Source organism: Actinophytocola sp., from assembly GCF_036378875.1.
In the GTDB taxonomy this organism is placed as follows: domain Bacteria; phylum Actinomycetota; class Actinomycetes; order Mycobacteriales; family Pseudonocardiaceae; genus Actinophytocola.
The window spans coordinates 1-21527 of the sequence record NZ_DASUVO010000113.1; the positions used below are offsets into that span (position 1 = coordinate 1).

Genomic DNA, 21527 nt, shown 5'->3' on the forward strand with positions numbered 1-21527 from the left:
CGGGCATACGCGACCGCCCGCGAAGTGGGTTTGTGTGATTGCCCGCGAAGTTGGCTTTGGCTGCTCGCCCGCCTGTCCGCTCGTCCGCCTGCTGACCGGCTGGTCCGTCTGTCCGGCCGTGTAGCCGCCGGCTTGCCTGGCCGCGCCGACCGCGAAGCGGGCTTGCGTGATCGCCCGCGAAGCGGGCTGTGGCCTGCCTGCCGGTTTGCTTGCTGGCCTGCTTGGCCGCAGCCTACGAAGGGACTTGCTTGATCGCCCGGGAAGTGGGTTGTGGCCTGCCGGCTCGCTTGCCTGGCCGCCGGCCTACTTGGCCGCGCCGCCTGCGGAGGGGCTTTCGCGCCGCCCGCTTGCCTGCCCAGCCGGCCTGCCCGGCCCTCTGCCGCCGGCTTGCCGGCCCGCCCGGCTGGCCCGCTTGCTTGCCGGCTTGCCCGCCCGCCGGCTTGCCCACCCGGCCCGCCTGCCCGTCGGCCGCCTGCCCGCCACCTAGCCGCCTGCTCGCCTCCCTCCCGCCGAGCCTGGCCGGTCGCCTGCCCGCCGGGCCGCTAGCCCGCCCGCTGCCCATCGGCCGCCTGCCGCCTGCCTGCCGGCTGCCTGCCCGCTTGCCCGCCCGGCCGCCTGTCCGCCCGCCGGCCGCCCACCTCCGCTCCGGCGCGTTAGCGGGTGTTTCTTGCCTGTACGCCGAGGATGAAGGTTTCTGTGAAGCGGGTGATGGTGGCGATGAAGTCGTTGTAGGAGTGGGCGATTGTTGGGTTTTCGGCGTAGATCTCTAGTACTGCTTGTGGGGGGTGGACCACCTGCCACAGGAGGCCGGCTATGGCGGTTACTGCGGCTACCAGGTCGGCGCTGTCGTTCTCTGGGACGTCTGGGAGTGGGGTCTGGAGGGCGTCGGCCAGGGATTTGACTCCGGTGTAGGCGGCGAGCTTGAAGCCGAACAGTGCGGTGGTTGACACGTTGCGTTCTAGGTTGAGCGGTAGGTGGGTGAAGAGGTCGCACAGGAAGGGGCGTTCGCTCAGTGTGCGGCCGAATGCTTCGGCCACTCCGGGGACGTCGCCGGGCTCCAGTGTCCTGAGTTCGTCGCCGAGGGTGTCTGCCCAGTCTCGCCACGCGTCGATGGCGAGTTGTAGGTAGATGTCCTCTCGGGTTTCGAAGTAGCGGAGCAGCGCGGTTTTGTGCATGCCGACCTCGCCTGCGATGTCGGACAGGCTGATGTTGCGGATCCCTTCTCGCTGGGCGAGTTTGAGCGCTGCCTCGAGGATGGCGGTCTCGCGTTGCCGCTTCTGCTCGGGGCGCCGCGCGCGCTGGAAGTCGTCCTGATCCCGCGACATGGCCATACGGTAACCACGACAGAGGCGAGTCACGTGCACATCTCCGTGCTCACAGGACCTTGTCCAATGTGATCGGCAGGTCGTAGACCCGGCGACCCGTGGCGTGGTGGACGGCGTTGGCCACCGCGGCGGCCACGCCGACGATGCCGACCTCGCCCGCGCCAAGCACGCCAAGCGGCATGGTCGGGTCGGGGTCGCCGAGGCACTCGATGTCGATGCGGGGGATGTCGGCGTGGACCGGCACGTGGTACTCGGACAGGTTCGCGTTCACTATCCGGCCCGTGTCGCGGTCCACGAGGGTTTCCTCGCCCAGGGCCGCGCCGATGCCCATCACGATGCCGCCGCGGAGCTGGCTGGCCGCGGTCTTCGCGTTGACGACCGTGCCGATGTCGAACACGCCCAGCCAGCGGGTCACCCGTATCTCACCCGTGTCCTGGTCGACCTTCACCTCGCAGAAGTGGGCGCCGCACGCCGCCTTCATGTACCGCCGGCGGTCCCGGAGGAACTTCGTCATGAACCGGACCTGCCCGGTGATTTGGCCGAGCCGGGTGTCCGAACCGACCGTCGCGGTGAGGTGGTCGCGGCCCGCACGGGTGAGGATCGTGGTCGGTGGCTCGGTTGGCGACACGCCCGCCCGCTGTGCCAGCTTGCGTAGGTCACGCTTCAGCTTCGCGGCCGCCTCCAGGATGCTCGACGTGACGCTCGCGGTCTGCGCGGAGCCACCCGCGGCGGGCCCGATCGGCAGGTCGGTGTCGCCGTACTCGACTCGGACGGCGTCGAACGGCACGCCCAGCGCATGGGCCGCTACCTGCGCGTACGCGGTGGCGCCACCCATGCCCATCTCATGGAAGGCGCAGCGCACCAGCACCGTGCCGTCGGCGTCGATGCGCACGGTCAGGTTGGCCCCGAACTGCCAGGACGGGTGGTACGCGGTCGCCACACCCATTCCGACCAGCCACCTGCCGTCCCGCATGGAGCCGGGTGCCGGGGTGCGGTCCTGCCAGCGGAACTGTTTCGCGCCGAGCGCATAGGCGTCGCGGAGTCCTCGGCGGGCGAAGAGTTTGCCGGTGAGGGGATCGCGGTCTGGTTCGTTGCGCATGCGCAGTTCGATCGGGTCGAGGTCGAGCCGGTACGCCAACTCGTCCATCGCTGCTTCGATCGCGTACGAACCGATGGCCTCGCCGGGCGCCCGCATCGAGGTGTTGGGTAGGGCGTCGAGCGGCACCTGGCTCTGTTCCACGAGGATGTTCTCGGCGTCGTACAGGTGCCGGGACTGCGAGACGACCTGCTCCGGCCCGCCGCCGACCCGGCTGACCTGCGTGACGCCCGAGTGGATCAGCGCGGTCAGCTGCCCGTCGCGATCCGCGCCGAGCGCGACCCGTTGCGCCGACGGTGTGCGGCCGCCGACGGTGCGGTAGACGCCTTCCCGGGTGAGCATCAGCCGGACGGGTCGACCGGTGACGCGGGCGGCGAGGACGGCGAGGATCGTGCCGGGCCAGACGCTGCCCTTGCCGCCGAACGCACCTCCGACGAATGTGGACACGACGCGGATGTCGCCGGCCTTGATGCCGAACTTGTGCGCGAGGTGTTGCCGGGTCCAGTCGATGGCCTGCGTGCTGTCGTGGACGGTGAGGGTGTCGCCGTCCCACGCGGCGGTCGTCGCGTGCGGTTCCAGCGCGTTGTGGTTCTGCATCGGTGTGGTGAAGCGCAGATCGACCGAGACCTCGGCCGCGGCGAGTGCGGCGACCGCGTCTCCCTTGCTGCCCGACGCAGGCATGATCGGGCTGTTCTTCTGCGGGATGGCGTTGGGTTGCTCGCGCTCGAAGTCGGCGGTGGCCGGCTGGGCGTCGTAGGTGACGCGCACCCGGCTGGCGGCTTCCCGCGCCGCGTCCAGGGTCTCGGCGACGGCCACCGCGATGGGTTGGCCGTTCCAGTGGACCTCGTCGGTGTTGAGGTAGTTGACCGAGGTGGGGCTCGCCAGCGTCGCGAGGTTCAGGATGCTGGGCTTGGGTGGCGGTTGCATGCGAGGCGCGTTCTCGTGCGTGATCACCGCGTGTACTCCGGGCACGTCAAGCGCGGCGGAGGCGTCGATGGCGGTGATGCGGCCACGGCTGATCGTGGCGTGCACGATCGCGGCGTGCGCGATGTCCGGGTAGTGGTACTCGGCGGAGAAACGCGCGGCGCCGGTCGTCTTGACGTGGCCGTCGACGCGGTTGAGCGGCTCGCCGAGGACACGGGTCCGCGTTCTGGTCGGCGGGGGCTGGGGTGGTGCCTGTGTCATTTCTGCGCTCCTTGGCTGAGAGTGCGCAGGGTCGCCGCGATCGTTCTGCGTGTCAGGTCCACCTTGAAGGCGTTGTCCGGTTGGGTGCGTGCGGACGCCAGCTCCGCGTCCGCGGCTGCCATGAAGGACTCGTCCGTGGCCGCCGCGTCGCGCAGTGCTTCCTCCGCTTTCGTGGCACGCCACGGCCGGGTGCCCACACCGCCCAGTGCCAGGCGGGCTTCCGCTACTCGGTCGCCTTCTACCCGTAGCGCGGCCGCTACCGAGACCAGCGCGAAGGCGTACGACGCCCGGTCGCGGACCTTGCGGTAGCGCGAGTTCCTTGCCAACGCAAGGGGTGGTAGCTCGACCGCGGTGATGAGTTCGTCCGGCGCCAGCGTCGTTTCCACGTGTGGGGTGTCGCCTGGTTCCACGTGGAAGTCGCCCATCGCGATGCGGCGGGAGCCTCGGGTGCTTTCCACCTCCACGGTCGCGTCCAGCGCCGTCAGCGCCACGCACATGTCCGACGGGCTGGTGGCGATGCACTGGGTGCTGGTGCCCAGGATCGCGTGGTTGCGGGTGAAGCCGGTCAGGGCCGCGCAACCCGTGCCCGGCGTGCGTTTGTTGCACGCCGTCGTGGTGTCGTAGAAGTAGTGGCATCTGGTGCGCTGTAAGAGGTTGCCGCCCACGGTTGCCATGTTGCGGAGCTGGCCTGACGCTCCGGCCAGGATCGCCTGCGTCAGCATCGGGTAGCGCCCTCGGATCAACGGATGCGCTGCCAAATGGCTGTTGCGTACCAGGGCGCCGACGTGCAACGCGCCGTTGGAAAGCTCGGTGACGTCTGCCAGCGGCAGCCTGGTCACGTCCACGACCGTGTCGGGTTGTTCGATGTCCCCGCGCATGAGGTCGACCAGGTTCGTGCCACCGCCAAGGAACTTCGCGTTCGGGGCCGTGGCGATGGCTTCGACCGCCGAGGGAACGTCCGTCGGGCGCAGGTAGGTGAGTGGTTTCATCGCGCGGTTTCCTCGATAGCGGCGACGATGCCGTTGTAGGCGCCGCAGCGGCACAGGTTGCCGCTCATGCGTTCGCGGATTTCGTCCGTGGTCAGGGTGGGGTGTGTCGACACGTCTTCGGTGACGGCGCTCGGCATGCCGGCCCGGTGTTCGGCCAGCATGCCCAGCGCCGAGCAGATCTGGCCCGACGTGCAGTAGCCGCACTGGAGGCCGTCGTGGCGAACGAACGCGGCCTGTAACGGGTCGTCGACGCCCTCGATGGTGGTGATCTCGCGGTCCTCGTACTGCACCGCCAAACCCAGGCAGGACAGGACTCGCTCGCCGTCCACCAGCACCGTGCACGCGCCGCACGCGTCCTGGTCGCAGCCCTTCTTCGTGCCGGTCAGGCCGAGGTGTTCCCGTAACGCGTCCAGCAGGCTCACCCTCGGTTCCAGCTCCACGGGACGCGTGGTCCCGTTGACTCGCATCCGTACCTCGGTCACCTGGATCGCTCCGTTCATGTCGTGATTGAGACTACGTTAGCGCAACGGCGTTGTGCTAACAAGGCAACGGTGTTGCGTTAACTCGATGGTGGGTGAGGCTGCTTGGGGCACACCCGATCGAGCGAACGGAGTAGGCGCTTTCCGTTGGGGGACCCGGTGAAAGTCCACTCGGGAGGGTGGCTAATGTACGCACTTGTTTTTGCGGTCGGCGACTCTTGGTAGTCCAAGAGTTACCGGCGCCCCTTCCCCACGTGACGCATGAGCCGGAGGCTTCCCTTGGCACTCATCTCGACCCCGCGCCGTCGTTTCGGCGTGGCTCTCGGTGTGGTTCTGACCGGCGCCGCCGCCGGTCTCATCGGCTTCGCGGGCACGGCCAGCGCGCACACTCCCACCATCAGCGCGCAGTGCAAGGGCGAGACGACGACCTTGACGGTCAACCTCAAGGACTACCAGGTTCGCGACGGCAAGAAGAACCACGTCAAGATCGTCGACAACGACACGACGGTGGAGGACAAGGACTTCGGCAAGTCGTACGACAAGGTCTACACGACTTCGGCGACCGTGAGACACACCTTCAAGGTGACCATCACGGCGCAGGATGACCCGACCAAGTCCAAGGGCTGGTCGAGGGACGTGACCAAGGTTGTCGAGGCGTGCGTGACCCCGCAACAGCCTCCGGTCCCGCCGACCACCACCACGACGACCACGGTCCCGCCGGTCACCACCACAACCACCACGACCACGACGACCACCACGACGGTCCCGCCGGTCACCACCACCACGACCACCGCCCCGCCGGTCACCACCACGACCACGGCGCGGCCGGCCACGACGCCGCCGCCGGTCACCACGACCACCAAGGTCACGCAGCCGCCGCTGCCCAACACGGGCGCCAGCATCGCCTGGCCGCTGGGCATCGGTGCGGTGCTGCTGGTCGGTGGCGGTGTGCTGCTGTTCGTCATGCGTCGTCGTAGCAAGGCCTGATCCACAGAACGACGAACGCTGAGGGCGGGTCCGCGCGGGTGCGGGTCCGCCCTCAGCGTTTGTGCGAACCGGAATTCGGGTAACAATTCGTCTGTGACCGCAGGGCAGCTAACGATGGGCGTCGAGGAGGAATTCCTCCTCGTTCGCGCGGACGGCCGGCTTTCCCGCTACGGCCCGGAGGTGGCCGACGCCACCACCGATGCCCACGGTGACCTCGAGGTGGAGCTGAAACGCTGCCAGGTCGAAGCGGTCACGGGCATCTGCCAGACGCCGGAGGAGCTGCTCGGCCAGCTGACCGACCTCCGCGGCGAGCTGGCCGAGGTCGCGGGCCGCCGGGGACTTCGGCTGCTGCCCAGCGGCTGTCCCATCGTGCCGGAGAGCAAACCGCAGGAGATCACGCCGAAGCCCCGCTACCTGCGGATGGCCGAGTGGTTCGGCGCCACCGTGCGTTCCGTCGCGACCTGCGGCTGTCACGTGCACGTCGGAATCCCGGACCGCGAGACCGGCGTGCGGGTCAGCAACCAGGTGCGGCCATGGTTGCCGCTGCTGCTGACCGTCACCGCCAACTCACCGTTCGACGGCACGGACACCGGCTATGCCAGCTGGCGGTACCAGGAGTGGTCCCGCTGGCCGTCGTCCGGCCCGCCGCCGCTGTTCGCCGGGCTCGACGAGTACGAGTCCATCGTGGACGGCATGCTGCGGTGTGGCGCACTGATGGACAGGGCGATGATCTACTGGGACATCCGCCTCTCCGAACGGCACCCGACGCTCGAGTTCCGGATCAGCGACGTCGCGGCCGTCCCGGAACACGCGACCCTGCTCGCCACCCTCATCCGCGGGCTCGTCGCCCGCGCGCTCGACACCACCACACCGCCGCCCCCGCTGCCGCAGGCCGTGCTGCGGGCCAACCTCTGGCGTGCGTCCCGCGAGGGGCTGAGCGGCATGGCGCTGCATCCTGTGACCGGTGAGCTCATCCCCGTACAGTCCCAACTGGACGATCTGGTCGAACACCTGCGGCCCGTACTCGGCGACGGCCTCGAGTTCGTCAAGGCCGAGATCGCGCACCTGCGTGAGCGCGGCACGGGCGCGGCCCGTCAACGTACCGCCTACCACCGCAGGCACGAGCTGACCGACGTCGTCGACGCGATGGTCATGCACGCCCCGTAGAGTTCGGCCAGTGGTTGTTCGGTGTGCGGTGGTCTTCGGTCTGCTCGGCCTGTTCCAGGCAACCCTCGGGCCACTCATTCCCTTGCTGCGCGACCGCGAAAACCTCGATGCCGCCACCGCGGGGCTGATCGTCACCGGGTTCTTCGGCGGCAGCCTGGTCAGCACGGCCGTGGGTGGGGCACTCAGCGACCGGTGGGCCCGAGGTCCCCTCTATCTAACCTCGGCCGGCCTGTTCCTCAGTGGACTCGTCGCGCTCGCTCTGCCCGTAGCCTGGCCCTTCCCGCTGCTCGCCGTCACGGTCGCCGGTCTCGGGTTCGGTGGACTCGTGCTGATCGTCAACACCGTGATGGCCGCCAGCGGGCTGACGCACGTGACCATGGTCAACGGGGTGTTCGGGCTCGGCGCGGCCGCCGGACCGGCGCTCATCAGCATCACGCACGGCGGTTACGTGTTCGCGGTGCTCGCCGTCGGTGTGCTGGTCGCCCTGCCGCTCCGCATGCCTGTGCCGGCCGCCAACGCCTCGCACGAGCGGCTCACGGTCAGCCCGGTCCTGATTCTCTTCTGCGGCATGCTGTTCTGCTACGCGGGCGTCGAGACCGCACTGGGTAGCTGGGAGGCCACACACCTGCGGGCCCACGGGTACGCGCCGGACACCGCGGCCGCGCTCACCTCGCTGTTCTGGCTCGGCCTCGCCGCCGGGCGGCTGCTCCTGCCCGTGGTGACCAGGTCCTGGTCCACGTCCCGGATCCTGGTCACCGCGTTGCTCGCGTGCGGCGGTGGGCTCATCGTGATCGCCCCCGCCGCCAGCGCGCCGGTCGGGTTCTTCCTGCTCGGGATGTTCGCCGGGCCTGTCTTCCCGACCACGCTCGCGTGGATCGCGGACACCCTGCCGCATCCCCGGCGCGTCAACGCCGTCGTGCTCACCGTGGCCATGCTCGGCAACGCGACGATCCCGGCCCTCATCGGCTACGGCCTGCAGACCACGTCCGCCCTCGCACTGCCACTGTTTGTCGCGGTGGCCCTGGCCAGCTGCCTGGCGATCGTTGTGGCCCTGCGTGTCCGGACTCAGAGTGTCGAGAGCAGGGAGTAGATCTCGTCGTCCGTGCCGGGTAGGCGGTCGTGCCCGAAGTCCGGGTAGACGCGGTAGGACTTCTCGCACGTCAGCTTGTTGTACGCGGCGAACTGCGTGGACGGCGGGCAGGTCCGGTCGTTCAGCGACACCGTCAGCACGGTCCTGGCCCGGACGCGTGGCGCGAAGTTCTGCACGTCCACGTATCCGAGCCGGGTGAACACCTCCTGCTCACGGCGGTGCAGCGGGTCGCGCCGACGGAAGTACTCGCTGATCTCGTCGTACGGCCCCTTCTCCAGGTTCAGGTGCCATGCCCGTCGGTAGTCGCTCAGGAACGGGTACACCGGCGCGGCGATCTTGACGCCTGGCACGAGCGCCGCGCATGCCAGCGTGAGCCCGCCGCCCTGGCTGTAGCCGGTGGCGCCGACGCGGTCCGGGTCGACGCCGTCCAGTCCCATCACGATCTGGGCCAGCCGCGCGGCGTCCAGGTACAGGTGCCGGTAGAGCAGGTTGTCCGGCACGTCGTCGATGCCACGCAGCAGGTAGCTGGCCATCGCCCAGCCGGCCACGGGGATCTCGTCGATGGAGAGACCACCCTGTCCCCGCATGTCCAGCGACGCCACCGTGTGGCCGAGGGCCGCGTACGGCAGCTTGCTCACCCAGTCGCCCGAGAAGCCCCGGTAGCCGTGGAACTCCAGGACGGCGGGGCCCACCGGCGTGACCGGCTGCAGGAGCTTCGCGTGCACGCGGGCGCCACCCGTCCCGGTGAACCACAGGTGGGAACACCGGGCGAACGGCGTCTGGAACTCCGCGGGGACGATCTCCACCTCGGCGGGTTGGTTCGCGAGGTCGGCGAGTGCCCGCGTCCAGTACTCGTCGAAGTCATCCGGGCGGGGCGTGCTGCCCTGGTAGGTGAGCAGGTCGTCGAACGGCATGTCGAAGGTCAGCGGCATGCCTCGACTGTATGTTGATCACAGCGGCGCGAACAGGTCCACAATGTTCCCGTCGGGATCCTCGACGCACGCGTACCGCTGGCCCCAGAAGGCGTCCCAGGGCTCCTTCTCGCCGGTGTAGCCCGCGTCGACCAGCTCCTGGTAGGTCTTGTCGACGTCCTCGCACCGGAAGGCGAGGCCCACGTTGTTGCCACCCGTCGGCTTCGTCCACTCCGGATAGAACGACCGGATCGTGTCGACGGTGTCCCACGTGAACCGCATCCCGCCGGGCAGTGCCGCCTCGACGTGCGGTTCGGTGTCGTGTTCGAGGGGGACGTCGAAGCCAAGTCGACGGTAGAAGGCGAGCGAGGCCCCCATGTCCGCGACGACGAGGCCGATGCAGTCGAGTTTCGGTGTCATGCCCCAGACGCTACGGGCGCGTCCGTCATGGGGTCTTGAACGAATCGGACAGGAACGCCCGCCAACTGGCGGCCGGTAGGACAAGGCTGCCGCCGTCTGGGTTCTTCGAGTCGCGTAACGCGGTGCCGCCGTGCACGAAGGCGACTTCGACGCACTCATTGCCGCCGCCGTTGCTGCGACTGCTCTTACGCCAGACGGCATTGGTCAGGTCAGCGGTGGGCACCGTGATCTCCTCGGTCAGCGCAGGCTTCGCGCGATCTCCGTGATGAGATTGCGCGATTTGCTCTGGTTCAATGCTACCTTTTGCAGTCCCGCGAAGTTGACCTGATATCGCTCGAGATCATCGTCTTCGATGTAGGCACCCTTACTGAGCAACTCGATGTAGCCCACGTCGGGGAAGGTGCCGTCGAACGACAGGATGCTGAACGGTGTGCCCATCGCCGGATAGGCGCTGGTAGCTGGGAGCACGCGCAGATCGACGTTGGTCAGCTTGCTGAGTTCGGCCAGCCGGTCGAGTTGTTCTCGCATCACCTCGGGACCGCCGACCTCGACGCGCAGCGCTCCCTCGGTGAGCACAGCTTCCACTTGGATCGGGTTTTCGCCATCGAGCAGTTCCTGACGTTTGGCCCGGACATCCACGCGCTCCCGCACGACTTCGGCGGTAGCCGGCGGCAGGAAGGCCTCGCCGATGGCCGCTGCGTACCGTGGTGTCTGCATCAGTCCGGGCACGAGGTCGATCTTGAAGGTGCGCACGGTCGTCGCCACCGACTCGAAGTCGACGTAGTCGCGGACGTCCGCGACCAGTGCCTCCCCGCTGACCGTCTCCCACCAACCGCGCTCCTGCGCGGCGAGGCAGGCGGTGAACACCGTGTCGCGCTCGGCCTCGGGGATCTCGTAGAGGAGGGCGAGCGTGATGACCTGTGCCGGTTGAATGGGCTGGGTCGCGTTCTCCAGGCGGCTTTGTTTGGCACCGGACCAGCCGGCTTTCCTGGCGATATCGGCGGCGTTGATGTCCCGGCTTTCACGCCAGTTCAGCAAGGTGCGGGCGACCCGCCTCATCCGCATGTTGGGCACGTATTCAGTCACCGGCAAAGCATACGAGGTACGAAACCGGGCCTGCGGTCACCCAATCGAGTGAAGTGAAAGTTTTCAGATAATTCCAACTTGCGACCGTGAGCTGGTGGCTCGACAGTGAAAGCATGGATTACCTGCGGAGTGACCAGTACACCCACGTAAGCCGCGACTGCCCGATATACATCGACCTGTACCCCGCCGACAATCTCGTTGAGATCGCGCTCGGGGACTACCGGGCCGGTGGTGCCACCCTGCGCCTCGTCGTCGATCATCCGGACACGTGCCTCCGGCTGGTGGAAGCCCTTCACGCGGCGCGGCACACGCTCATCGAACACCTGCGGGCGAGGGCCGACTCCGGACTGTCCCATGTGGACCAGACGTCCCGCTGGCCGCAGAACTCGGGCAAAACAGAATTCGAGCTGGTGGCTGCGCGTTGAACCCGTCCTCCCCTCATCACGCCACCTCGACCGGCCGTGAAGAGCACCCTCGGGATGTTCAACGCCCCGAAAATGACCTCACATCAACGAGTAAGCGGGTTCATGATCAACGCCAACACAGATGGTTGCGTAGGCATCCCCCACCCATACCCGGGGGGCCACCCCGAGGCCATCGTACCAAGCGGCGGGGACAAAAGCCCTGGTCGGCAAGGCCTGTGGACAACTTTCGCCGACGAGTGCGAGCGAATGGGACACTCGTGCGCCAAGGCAGGACCGCGCCCGCGATCCACGAGTCGCGGGGCGGTGTCCCGAAAGACGGGTCATTGAGCGTCAGCAACGCGTCTTTCGGGACACCGGGGCGGGACTGCGCCGTCGCTCAAGTGCGGGGCGGCGTGACGCCTCGACGGGCATCCCTCATTCGTACACGCGGACCCAGTCCACCTCGAACACCGCCGGTCGTAGGCCGCTGGCGCCGGTGAAGTTGTCGAGTTGGATGTTGAGGCGTCCGGACGGCATGGTCTGGATGTCGCCTCGGTCGTCGTTCGCGCCGTTGGCATGGCGGAACCACTCCACGCCGTCGACGTAGCCGACCAGCGCGTCGGGGGTCCATTCGAACGCGAAGTTGTGCCACTGGGTCATGTCCATCGGGCAGAGGTCCTCGCGTTCCTTCTGGTCCGAAGGGCTCTGCGGGTAGTGCAGGAACGCGGTGAGGCACTGCGCGTCGGGGTTGGAGTACTCGACGAAGTCGTACTCGCCGTCCTCCAGCCGCTTGCCCGAGCTGGGCCAGATCAGGTGCAGTGCGTGGTACAGCCCGCCGGACGAGCCGGTGTTCCGTGAGCGGGAACGGATCTCCCACTTTCCGTACTGCTCGTCACGCTTCTGCCGGAGCCAACCCGTGTCGCCGTTGGCCTCGCCGGTCATGGTCATGATGCCGCCGCCCACCGTGGAGTTCTTGGCACAGCGGCGACCGTTCCCGCTGTGGCCCGGCCAGCAGCCGGCGGTGCCGCCCTCGGTGCCCGACGGGACCCCCCACTTCGCTGAGTCGACCGGGCCCGAATAGTTGAACTCATCGGAGATCGGCAGCGGCTCGCCCCAGCCGTACTTCACCGCGGCCTGTGTCTCGTCCGTCGGTTGCTCGTGGGTGACGTTCAGGTCGTAGATCTTGACCTCGCCGTAGTTGCTGTCACTGCACGGCGGCGCGTTGTCGCAGTTGGCCTGCGTGTACGCGCCTGCCTTGAAGTAGCCGCCGGAGAAGTCCTTCTCGATCGTCGTCTGCAGCGTGTTGTTGTAGTAGACCTTGATCTGGCCGTCGCTGACCTCGAACTTCGCCTGGAACCTGGTGCCCAGCACGTAGTTCTCCGTCACCAGGTGGTGGCGGCTGTCGTCGCCGTCGGTGATGTACAGCCTGGTGCCTTCCAGGCGGAAGACCGTGACGTCGTCGTCGGCGTCGTGGATCTGCCCGGCGACGACGTTCGGCCTGCCCTGCGGCCGCGCCGTGATGGCCTGCTCGATCACCATCGTGTGCGTGCCCGAGGTCGACGACCAGCTCGCCTTGTCCGCGCCGGACATCTCGCGGAGTTCCGAGCGGGGGTAGCTGGAGCCGCTGGTCGTGACCCCGTTGACGGCGGCACGGAACTGGACCGCGTCGCAGTTCGGCGTCGCGACGAACCACGGGTTGATCGCGTACGTGTCGAGCGCCGGCTGCTCGACGTTGGTCGGCTTCTCGTCCTCACCGATCGGCAACCCGATGTACCAGTTCGTCAGGTCTAGCACGTCGGCCGGGTACGCACAGGCGGTGCCGCCGTCGGCGTCGTTGATCGCGGTCTCGGTGATGCTGGTCCAGTTGTTGACCGTGTTGCCGTGGCCGACGATGCGCAGGTACCGGGCGGACCGGTCGGCGAAGTCGTAGTTCTGGGGCTGGAGGGTGGTGCCGCTGGTGGTCGTCCTGGCGAGCACGGTCGTCCACGCCGAGCCGTCGTCGGACAGCTGGACGTCGAACGTGTCTCTTCGCGTGTCCCCCTTGTGCCAGGCGATCGACACGGAGCCAATCGTTTGCGGTGAGCCGAGGTCGTAGCGGATCCACACCCCGTCGCCCTGCGCCGACCAGCGGGTACTCAGGTCGTTGTCGAGGGTGTTGGCCGGCACGTTGCCGTCGTCCCCGCTCGCCGTGACCCCCGTGACCGGCACGGGGGAACCCGCCGCCGACGCGAGCGGGAGGGACATCCCCGCGACGCCGACCGCGAACGCCACCACCGTCACTGCACGATGCGTTCGTCTCATGGCGCACAGCGTGGCGAAACTTCTTGGGACCGGTCCCGAGCTACTCCTCGGGCGGGGACGCCACCGGGATGTCGTTCGTCGCGGCCCACGTCGTGATGTCCTGGTTCTGGATCGCGGTGGACATCAGGTCCGGGAACTTGTCCGGGGTGCACGCGAACGTCGGGATGCCCATGGCCGCGAGCGCTGCCGCGTTGTCGTGGTCGTACGCCGGCGCGCCGTCGTCGCTCAGCGCCAGCAGACAGACGACCTGCACGCCGTCCGCCTTCAGCACCTGGGCGCGTTGCAGCATCTCCTCCTCGTTGCCGCCCTCGTACAGGTCGCTGATCAGCACGAGCACGGTGTCGCGTGGTGCCTCGATCCTGGTCTGGCAGTAGGCGAGGGCCGCGTTGATGTCGGTGCCGCCGCCCAGCTGGATGCCGAACAGCAGCTCGACCGGGTCGGACAGCGAGTCGGTCAGGTCGACCACCGACGTGTCGAACGCGATGATCTGCGTGCGCAGCGAACGAATCGAGGCCAACACCGCCCCGAACACGCTGGCGTACACCACCGAGGTGGCCATCGAGCCGCTCTGGTCAAGGCACAGCACGATCTGCTTGCTGACGTTCGGCAGTCGCCGCCCGTAGCCGATCAGGCGTTCGGGCACGACCGTGCGTTGTTCCGGCTGGTAGTGCTTGAGGTTCGCGAGGATCGTGCGGTTCCAGTCGATGTCGGACTGGCGTGGGCGGTGCGTGCGGTTGGCCCGGTGCAGCGCGCCGCTCACCGCCTGCCTGGTCGGCTGCGCGAGCCGCTTTTCCAGGTCGTCGACCACCTTGCGGACCACCGCGCGGGCGGTGTCCCTTGACCGCTCGGGAATGGCTCTGTTGAGCGACAGCAGCGTGCCGACCAGGTGCACGTCCGGTTGGACGGACTCGAGCAGTTCCGGCTCCAGCAGCAGCTCACGCAGACCGAGTCGGTCCATGGCGTCGCGTTGCATGACCTGGACGACCGAACTGGGGAAGTAGCCGCGGATGTCGCCCAGCCACCGCGCCACCCTCGGCGACGAGCTGCCAAGACCACCGCGACGGTCCTCTTCCTGGTCGTACAACGCCTTCAGCGTCGAGTCGCGCTTGGCGTCCACACCGGACAGTGAGACACCGGTGCCGTCCGCGTCCTCGCCGCCGAGGATCATCCGCCAGCGGCGCAGCCGTTCGCTCATCGCAGCAGCTCCAGAATCCTCGGCACGACCAGAGCCGCGCGTTCGTGGTCCAGGTCCGCGCCGTCCGCGCGGACCCCCGACGCGCCCTCGCCCCGGTCGATGCGCCTGACGCGCAGCCCGATGTCGCGTCGCTCGGTGGCCGTGAACGCCGAGAACGTCCTGCGCAGCAAGGGAAGCAGGTGGTCGAACAACTCGGCGTCCACACGGGTCGCCCATTCGTCGACGATCTCCAGCAGTTCCGGCTCGTGCACCAGCAACGCCGCCTCGCCGGACAGGAACCCGTCGAGCCAGCCCGCGGCCTGGTTGGCGTCGGCGGCGAGGGACAGCTGGCGGGACAGACGGCCCGCCGCATCGGGCACCTCCAGCAGCCCGGCGTCCAGCAGCAGCCGCACCGCGCGACCCGCGATCAGCCCCGGCACGCCGAGCCGGTCCGCGACCGACGACAGCGCGCTGTACCAGACCTCGCGCAGGTCCTGCTGGTCGAGCAGCCCGATGCCCCGCTGCACGCTGTCGAGCAGGTCGCGCACGTCGGCCGCGGCGTCCTCGTCGAGCGCCGTGCACGCCGCGGGCAGGCCGACCGCGATGCGGGTGACGATGCCGGTCAGCACCCGCTGCACCAACTCCGTGTCGGACCGGCGCACGTTGCCGTACCGGCGCACCCGGGCCATGGGTTCGACCGCGGCCATCAGCCGGGTCGTGTCGTGCTGGCGAGCGGCGCGTTCGTCGAGGGCCGCGAGCACGATGGACAGTGCCTCCGGCAGGTCCGCGGTCAGTGTGGTTTCGACGAGCACGCTCAGCACGGCGATGTCGGCCTCGGTGGTGCGTTGCGCGACCACGGCCGTCGTGGCTGACTCGATGGTCGTGCCGTAGCCGCTCGCCTCGATGAGCGCGACCTCCAGTTCCGGCTTCCACTCCAGGATCCACGATTCGCGGAACGTGCCCTTGGTGCGGGAGGTCTCGGCCGGCTCCGCCCACGGGATGTCGAGCAGAAGCAGCCGGTGGAAGAGCTTGCTGCGTTCGAGGTGGGAGGCCGTGCGCAGGTCGAGGTCCATGTCCTGCTGGGCCGCGCTCTGCTTGAGGCGCAAGCGTTTGCGGGTGGCGGCGAGGTCCATGGCGAGCGGCACCATGGGCGTCTCGGGTGACACGCGGCCCAGGATGTCGCCGACCAGCAGCTTGCGGGCCACCAGTCGCATCGGGACGTCCGACCCACCACAGAGGACCGCCTGGCAGGATTCGAGGACCTCGGGGAGACCGGGATGCGGCCGGTTGCGCAGTGCGGCGAGCGTGTACGCCAGCCGGACCGCCTCGATGACCGACGCCGACGACACATCGTGCTGCTCGCGCCGCAGCAGGTGCGCGACCCGGACGAGCCAGCGGCCGACGACCTCGTCCTTCGCGGTGAACAGGTGGTGGTACCAGCCGGGCGACTCGATGCCGGCGCCGTAGCCGCTCATCCTGGCGAGCCGCGTCGACGTCCACGGCACCCAGGTGGCCGCGACCTTGGTGGTGCGTAGGCCTTTCAGCAACTGGCTGTCCGACGTCTGTGTCGGGAACGACGACGGGACGAGGACCGGTGCGTGCCAGGCGCCGCACACGACCGCGATCGTGTTCGCCTCACTGCGCAACGCGGCCCGCAGCACGCGGCGCATCGCGGCTTCCCTGCGCTGTGTGCGCAGGTCCGGGATGTGGCCCTCGCGGAGCGTCCGCATGGCGTCGAGAACCGCGTCGAACACGTCGAGACCGTGATAGCGCAGCTCGACCGCGTCCTCCCACCAACGTTCCGGATCGTCGAACCCGGCCGCCTCGGCGAGTGTCCTGATGGGATCCATCGGCGGTTCTGCTTCGGGATCTTCCTTGTCGTCCAGCACGAGCGCGACATTGGCCGGCAGGTCGAGGAAGCGGACCTCGCGGTCGTGTTCGAGCGCCCACCGCAGCGCCACCCACTCGGGGGAGAACACCGCCATCGGGTAGAAGCTGGCCGTGGCAGGCGCGTCCACCGCGTACACCAGCCCGGCGACCGGGGGCCGCATGCCGTGGGTCGCGGCGAGCGGCGCCACCGAGTCCAGTTCCGGCGGCCCCTCAATCAGCACGATCTGCGGATCGAGCTGTGCGAGCGCATCGGCGACCGCGCGGGCGGAACCCGGGCCGTGGTGGCGGATCCCGAGTACGTGAACCCGCTCGTCGGCGGCCGTCACACCAGCTCGCGGCATGCCCGGTAGAGGTCGTTCCACGGCTTGCGCTCCCGAACCACGGCTTCGAGGTACTCCTGCCAGACGATCCGGTCCTGCACCGGATCCTTGACGACGGCGCCGTGCAGGCCCGCCGCCACGTCGCCGGCGCGAACCACGCCGTCACCGAAGTGCGCGGCCAGCGCGATGCCGCTCGTGATCACCGAGATGGCCTCGGCGGTGGACAGCGTGCCGGACGGCGACTTGATCTTCGTGCGGCCATCGCCGGTGACGCCGTCCCGCAGCTCGCGGAAAACGGTGACCACCCGGCGGATCTCGTCGATGGTCTCCAGCTCCGCCGGCAGCTTCAGCGTCTGACCGAGCTGTTGCACCCGCAGCCGGACGATCTCCACCTCGGACTCGGTGTCGTCCGGCAGCGGCAGGATGACGACGTTGAACCGGCGCTTGAGCGCGGCGGACAGGTCGTTGACGCCGCGGTCCCGGTCGTTCGCGGTGGCGATGATGTTGAAGCCGGAGAGGGCCTGGACCTCGCTGTCCAGCTCGGGAATCGGCAGCGTCTTCTCGGACAGGATCGTGATCAACGCGTCCTGCACGTCCGACGGGATACGGGTCAGCTCCTCGATCCGCGCGATACCACCGGTTTCCATGGCCCGCAGGACCGGGCTGGCGACGATAGCCTGCGGTGACGGGCCTTCAGCGAGGAGGCGGGCGTAGTTCCAGCCGTACCGGATGGACTCCTCCGCGGTGCCGGACGTGCCCTGCACGAGCTGGGTGGAGTCCCCGGAGATCGCGGCGGCCAGGTGTTCGGACAGCCAGGTCTTGGCGGTGCCCGGCACACCGAGGAGGAGCAGCGCGCGGTCGGTGGCCAGCGTGGCGATCGCGACCTCGATGAGCCTTCGCGAACCCAGGTACTTCGGCGAGATCGGCGTGCCGTCGGGTGCCTCGCCGCCGAGCACGTAGGTGGCGACCGCCCACGGCGACAGCTTCCAGTTGGGCGGCCGCGGCCGGTCGTCGGTCTTGGCGAGTACCGCCAGCTCGTCGGCGTGCTGCTGCTCGGCGTGTGCCCTCAGCACCTCGGTGCTCATTGGAACTCCTGGAGGATGGTTGCTCGGACGGTCAGCGCGTGGGCGATGCCGCGCAGGATGCGGCGCGTGGCCTTGCGGTCGGGGTCGGCGGTGAGGAGCCACGCCTCGACGGCGGCGAGCGCGGACGGGTGCAGGTGCTCGGCGAACGCCGCCGCAGCCAGCTGTAGGACGTTGTCGGCCTTCGCGGCACGGAGGCGGTTGACGATGTCGGTGGAGAACCGCGGCGGCCACGGGCCGGGCGCGGCGGCAAGGAGACCGCCGAAGCGGGCGTCGAGCTTCTTCTGCCGGTCGAGGATGGCGGTGGCGGCCTCCGGGGTGAGCGCCGCGATCAGCTCCGGCCCCGGCTGGTGCTCGGCGAGCGCGGTCAACCACTCCTGGTCGCGTTGGCGCAGCGCGGCTTTCGTCCAGCCGATGAGGACCTCGGGATCCGCCTCCGGAATCAGTTCGGTGTCCCAGGTGGACAGTGGGGTGGCGGCGAGGATCTGGACGAGCCAGGACGCGGCCCGACCGTACCCCGGTTCGCGATGGTCGCTGATGCCGTCGCGGCGCGCCTCCTGATCGGGTTCGTCCGGCAGCTCGAACGTGGCGCGCTTCTTGTTGAGTCGCATGGCGCGGGCCGCCATGCGTTGCCCGCGCGCCGACTCGGGCAGGCGGTCGAGCAGCGCTGCGGCGGCCGCGCGGACCGTGGCGGCACGGTCGTCGAGGGCCTGTTCGAGCAGCGGTTCGTCGTTGGTGGACAGTCCGATGTGGAGACAGTCGAGGAGGCTGGCACGAGTCGCGGCCTGCTCGTCGCCCCAGGTGTCCTCGATGAGCGTGCGGGCGAAGTCCGGTTCGGTGGCCCGCAGGTCACCCAGCAGGGCGATCCGGTCGGCGCGGGTGCCGGTGGCGAACCGCTCGACCACGTCCTGCGGCGGCACGGTCGCTGCCCAGCTCCACACGGGATTGTGCCGAGCGAGCCAGGCGCCGCGCGGACCGATGGCGTGCCTGGTCAGAGGGCGGGTGGCGGTGTTGGCGGTGCCGAACCGGAGCAGATCGACGATCATCCGGTAGGGCGGCCGCTGTCCGGCGTCACGGGCGGTGGTGAGCCAGTGGAGGACGAGCAGTTCGGGCCCACCCTCGACGCGGATGCCGCGGTTGAGCATGATTTCGAGGAGCTGGGCGGCGGCGGGGGAGCACTCGGGGCGGTCATCGGGTGCGGCGGGTGGGGGCGGGGTCCCACGCCAGGTGGGCGGAGTCCAACCGGCACGCCGGTATCCGGCGGCGAGCGCGGCCCCGGCGAGGACGGCCGCCTCGGCCGAGTCGGCCTCGACACGCTCGGCGCCCGGGATGGCGAGCTGGTCGAGCGCGAACGTGCGCCGACTGGTGCCAACGAGCGCGGCACTGAGGAGATCGTCCCACGTGGTCACGCCGCTCACGTCCTCCCCTCGCAGGCTCGGTGAGGTCGCTCGTCGGCGTGGTGCCGATGGTTCGCTACGCAAGCTCCGCTCACAGAGAAACCAGCCGATCGTCGATCTCCACGCTCAGTGGGTGGAGGCGTTCGTCGATCCACTCGCCGAACACCGAGACGGGGTGGCCGCCGGAGAGGGCGAGGAGCTGCCAGATGTCGGTGTCGGGCGCGAGGGTGAGCGCGGCGCCGGTCCGGTCGACGAGCTGTGGCGGGTCACCGGGCAGGACCGTCATGCCGGCGAGGGCCATGGGGATGCGGCGCAGCCACGGGTTGCCGGCGAGCCAGCGGGCGGTGTGGCCGAGGGCGGTGCGCACGTCGGTGGCGTGTGGCAGGCCGGCGCCCTGGGTGACCTTGGGCTCGTCGCCGGTGAGCAACGCGCGCCGGGGCTCGCCGCCGGGGTACCGAGCCACCTCGCCGTCCACAATGGAGCCGAGCACGTGCGCGATCTTCAACGCCTGCCCGGCGGCGGCGAAGTCCAGCAACACGACGGTTTCGCCGGTGCGCTCGCCGTGGAGCCAGGTCCGCTGGGACAGCAGCCGCTCGTCCTCCTCCTGGCTGAGGCCGACGACCCACCACCGGTCGGTGACCCGGTCGCCGATCTCGTCGCGCCGACGCGCCCACCCGAGGACGGCGCGGAGGTCACCCATGGCGGCTTCGTCGAGTTCGCCGCGCCGCCGCCACGCCTTGACCGCGAGGTGCCAGCGCCCCAGCTCGCCGAGCAGATGCGGCGCCCAGTCGTTGCGGGCATGGATGTTGCTGCCCATCGCACGGACCCGGTCGCCGAGCCCGGGAAGCTGTGCGTCGACGAGCCGGGCCCCGGCGGTGTCCCAGAAACTGGGCGGCTGCCGCCGTGCGCTGGCCAGCCCTTGCCGGACCACGTCATGCAGCCAGCGCTCGAAGTCGTCGATACCCGCGGACATGAGCGACTCACGCTCCGCGAGCCGCTTGGCCTGCGCTTCGGGGTCGGGTGCGGTTCTGGCGGAGGCGGTGGCGTGCCGGCTGGCGCGCTGCGCGGCCCAGTCGGCGGCGAAGGGTTCGGCGCTCTCCAGATCGGCGACCACCCCGTTGTTGGCGGACCACATCAGGAGCAGCGCCAACCCGTGCTTGCAGGGGAGCTTGCGGCTGGGACAGGTGCACCGGAAAGCAGGCTCGGTCAGGTCGACCGTGACCTGGTAGGGCGCGCGGGCGCTGCCCTGGCACTTGCCCCAGACCAGCGACTCGTTGCTGCCCAGATCGGACCAGGTACGGGGGTTGGCGAGCCCGCGCGCGGCCTTGCCGGAACTGGCGTCCGGTGCCAGCGCGAGCACTTGAGCCACCGACCACCGCGATCCCAAACTCACAATCCTTCCCGTGCCTGCCCTGCCGTTCGCCAGACTATCCGGAAGCACCGACAACGCCGGATGTCGCCAGGTGTTCGTGGGCTGCTGTCTGGAGGGGCTTCGTGGGGTCGGTTTCGCTTGCTCGGCAGCGTCGAGGCGTGGTTCGACGGGCAGCAGTGCGTGTTGGCGGTGTTGCTGATCGAGGCGAACACCACTACCGGGAGGCGCTCGACCTGGCCAGGGAGCTGGGCATCACGTACCTGGCAGGAGGCGCTGGAGCTGCATCGAGCTGATGTCCTGAAAGACGCGCTCATGTCGTTGAACGTCTCGATCGCGTCTTTCAGGGCACCGGCCGCACCCGTCGCCGCCGCGCGAATTTCCAACCGCACGATTGCCAGGCGCTGTGGCCTGACGCCCCGAGGGTGCCCCTCAGGACATTGAGCCTCGACCCACCGCTGACCCCATATCGAGGGTTCGCTCCTACGGGCAAACCACACACGCCAGGCATTGCGAGCCTGGGCCGCATTCCATGCTGGCCAGGCGGACAACGCCCTCACCCTAACGCCGAAGCCCGACCATGACGCCTGCCGGCCGCGCCCTACCGCCCGCCGGCTGTCCGCGCTCGCCACCCGCCGCCCGCGCCCTGCCCGGCCGCTGACCGCGCCCTGCCCGGCCGCCCGCGCCCTTGCCTGCCGGCCGCGCCCTGCCGCCCGCCTGCCGCCTGTCGGCCGCGCCCTGCCGCCCGCCGGCTGTCCGCCGGCTGTCCGCCGTCCGCCCGCGCTCGCCACCCGCCGGCTGCGCCCGGCCCGGCCGCCCGCGGCCGGCCCGCCGGCCGCGCTCTGCCCGGCCGCG

Annotated in this window: 18 protein-coding genes and 1 pseudogene; 4 read left to right on the forward strand and 15 right to left on the reverse strand. The window is 69.4% G+C overall.

Annotated elements, in window-relative coordinates; translation table 11 throughout:
* Window positions 1-653: 653 nt before the first annotated feature.
* The 4 genes from VF106_RS33365 to VF106_RS33380 are packed head-to-tail and all read right to left on the reverse strand — an operon-like array spanning window position 654 to window position 5095.
* Window positions 654-1325 (reverse strand): TetR/AcrR family transcriptional regulator, encoded by a 672-nt coding sequence (locus tag VF106_RS33365; RefSeq protein ID WP_330843901.1) that lies wholly within the window; start codon window positions 1323-1325, stop codon window positions 654-656.
* Between the two features lie 49 nt (window positions 1326-1374).
* Entirely contained in the window at window positions 1375-3606 is a 2232-nt protein-coding gene (locus tag VF106_RS33370; protein WP_330843902.1) for a xanthine dehydrogenase family protein molybdopterin-binding subunit, read from the reverse strand.
* Window positions 3603-4595, reverse strand: a complete 993-nt coding sequence (locus tag VF106_RS33375; protein ID WP_330843903.1) for an FAD binding domain-containing protein — start codon at window positions 4593-4595, stop codon at window positions 3603-3605. The genes VF106_RS33370 and VF106_RS33375 overlap by 4 nt, the downstream gene beginning before the upstream one ends.
* A complete protein-coding gene (locus VF106_RS33380) occupies window positions 4592-5095 on the reverse strand; it encodes a 2Fe-2S iron-sulfur cluster-binding protein (RefSeq protein ID WP_330843904.1) in 504 nt (167 codons plus the stop codon). Before VF106_RS33380 ends, VF106_RS33375 begins: the two co-directional genes overlap by 4 nt.
* A 294-nt stretch (window positions 5096-5389) precedes the next feature.
* Between VF106_RS33380 and VF106_RS33385 the strand changes: the two genes are divergently transcribed.
* The 3 genes from VF106_RS33385 to VF106_RS33395 all read left to right on the forward strand — a co-directional run bounded on the left by VF106_RS33385 (window position 5390) and on the right by VF106_RS33395 (window position 8318).
* Window positions 5390-6061: an LAVTG motif-containing sortase-dependent surface protein gene (locus tag VF106_RS33385; RefSeq protein ID WP_330843905.1), complete on the forward strand. Its 672-nt coding sequence runs from the start codon at window positions 5390-5392 to the stop codon at window positions 6059-6061.
* Window positions 6062-6154: 93 nt separating this feature from the next.
* Window positions 6155-7228, forward strand: a complete 1074-nt coding sequence (locus VF106_RS33390) for a carboxylate-amine ligase (RefSeq protein WP_330843906.1) — start codon at window positions 6155-6157, stop codon at window positions 7226-7228.
* 10 nt (window positions 7229-7238) lie between these two features.
* Window positions 7239-8318, forward strand: a complete 1080-nt coding sequence (locus VF106_RS33395; RefSeq protein ID WP_330843907.1) for an MFS transporter — start codon at window positions 7239-7241, stop codon at window positions 8316-8318.
* Here the strand turns inward: VF106_RS33395 and VF106_RS33400 are convergent.
* From VF106_RS33400 to VF106_RS33415, 4 genes are read right to left on the reverse strand one after another with little or no spacing between them, the layout of a single operon-like run.
* Window positions 8294-9250, reverse strand: coding sequence for an acetylxylan esterase (locus VF106_RS33400; protein ID WP_330843908.1), 957 nt, complete (start codon window positions 9248-9250; stop codon window positions 8294-8296). The two genes, VF106_RS33395 and VF106_RS33400, sit on opposite strands and share 25 nt — an antisense overlap.
* A gap of 18 nt (window positions 9251-9268) precedes the next feature.
* Entirely contained in the window at window positions 9269-9649 is a 381-nt protein-coding gene (locus VF106_RS33405; protein WP_330843909.1) for a VOC family protein, read from the reverse strand.
* Between the two features lie 25 nt (window positions 9650-9674).
* Window positions 9675-9872, reverse strand: a complete 198-nt coding sequence (locus tag VF106_RS33410; RefSeq protein WP_330843910.1) for a DUF397 domain-containing protein — start codon at window positions 9870-9872, stop codon at window positions 9675-9677.
* Between the two features lie 14 nt (window positions 9873-9886).
* Window positions 9887-10735, reverse strand: coding sequence for a helix-turn-helix domain-containing protein (locus VF106_RS33415; protein ID WP_330843911.1), 849 nt, complete (start codon window positions 10733-10735; stop codon window positions 9887-9889).
* A gap of 86 nt (window positions 10736-10821) precedes the next feature.
* On the opposite strand from VF106_RS33415, the gene VF106_RS33420 reads away from it, so the two are divergent.
* Window positions 10822-11160, forward strand: coding sequence for a hypothetical protein (locus tag VF106_RS33420; RefSeq protein ID WP_330843912.1), 339 nt, complete (start codon window positions 10822-10824; stop codon window positions 11158-11160).
* Between the two features lie 414 nt (window positions 11161-11574).
* Here VF106_RS33420 and VF106_RS33425 read toward each other — a convergent pair whose 3' ends face one another.
* From VF106_RS33425 to VF106_RS33455, 7 genes and pseudogenes are all read right to left on the reverse strand, one after another.
* Window positions 11575-13440, reverse strand: coding sequence for a polysaccharide lyase family 7 protein (locus tag VF106_RS33425; RefSeq protein WP_330843913.1), 1866 nt, complete (start codon window positions 13438-13440; stop codon window positions 11575-11577).
* Window positions 13441-13480: 40 nt separating this feature from the next.
* Window positions 13481-14635 (reverse strand): VWA domain-containing protein, encoded by a 1155-nt coding sequence (locus VF106_RS33430; RefSeq protein ID WP_330843914.1) that lies wholly within the window; start codon window positions 14633-14635, stop codon window positions 13481-13483.
* Entirely contained in the window at window positions 14632-16845 is a 2214-nt protein-coding gene (locus VF106_RS33435; protein ID WP_330843915.1) for a DUF5682 family protein, read from the reverse strand. The genes VF106_RS33430 and VF106_RS33435 overlap by 4 nt, the downstream gene beginning before the upstream one ends.
* The gene (locus VF106_RS33440) at window positions 16827-17909 is read right to left on the reverse strand and encodes an ATP-binding protein (protein WP_330843916.1); all 1083 of its coding nucleotides are present in this window, start codon (window positions 17907-17909) and stop codon (window positions 16827-16829) included. Before VF106_RS33440 ends, VF106_RS33435 begins: the two co-directional genes overlap by 19 nt.
* Window positions 17906-19324, reverse strand: coding sequence for a DUF5691 domain-containing protein (locus VF106_RS33445; protein WP_330843917.1), 1419 nt, complete (start codon window positions 19322-19324; stop codon window positions 17906-17908). The genes VF106_RS33440 and VF106_RS33445 overlap by 4 nt, the downstream gene beginning before the upstream one ends.
* A gap of 70 nt (window positions 19325-19394) precedes the next feature.
* Window positions 19395-20672 (reverse strand): SWIM zinc finger family protein, encoded by a 1278-nt coding sequence (locus VF106_RS33450; RefSeq protein ID WP_330843918.1) that lies wholly within the window; start codon window positions 20670-20672, stop codon window positions 19395-19397.
* 561 nt (window positions 20673-21233) lie between these two features.
* Window positions 21234-21527 (reverse strand): annotated as a pseudogene (locus VF106_RS33455) (hypothetical protein); the annotation flags it as partial.

Coding starts and splice junctions, on each gene's coding strand:
- VF106_RS33365 (WP_330843901.1), bottom strand. CDS start 1,325: ATGTCGCGGGATCAGGACGACTTCCAGCGCGCGCGGCGCCCCGAGCAG.
- VF106_RS33370 (WP_330843902.1), bottom strand. CDS start 3,606: ATGACACAGGCACCACCCCAGCCCCCGCCGACCAGAACGCGGACCCGT.
- VF106_RS33375 (WP_330843903.1), bottom strand. CDS start 4,595: ATGAAACCACTCACCTACCTGCGCCCGACGGACGTTCCCTCGGCGGTC.
- VF106_RS33380 (WP_330843904.1), bottom strand. CDS start 5,095: ATGAACGGAGCGATCCAGGTGACCGAGGTACGGATGCGAGTCAACGGG.
- VF106_RS33400 (WP_330843908.1), bottom strand. CDS start 9,250: ATGCCGCTGACCTTCGACATGCCGTTCGACGACCTGCTCACCTACCAG.
- VF106_RS33405 (WP_330843909.1), bottom strand. CDS start 9,649: ATGACACCGAAACTCGACTGCATCGGCCTCGTCGTCGCGGACATGGGG.
- VF106_RS33425 (WP_330843913.1), bottom strand. CDS start 13,440: ATGAGACGAACGCATCGTGCAGTGACGGTGGTGGCGTTCGCGGTCGGC.
- VF106_RS33430 (WP_330843914.1), bottom strand. CDS start 14,635: ATGAGCGAACGGCTGCGCCGCTGGCGGATGATCCTCGGCGGCGAGGAC.
- VF106_RS33435 (WP_330843915.1), bottom strand. CDS start 16,845: ATGCCGCGAGCTGGTGTGACGGCCGCCGACGAGCGGGTTCACGTACTC.
- VF106_RS33440 (WP_330843916.1), bottom strand. CDS start 17,909: ATGAGCACCGAGGTGCTGAGGGCACACGCCGAGCAGCAGCACGCCGAC.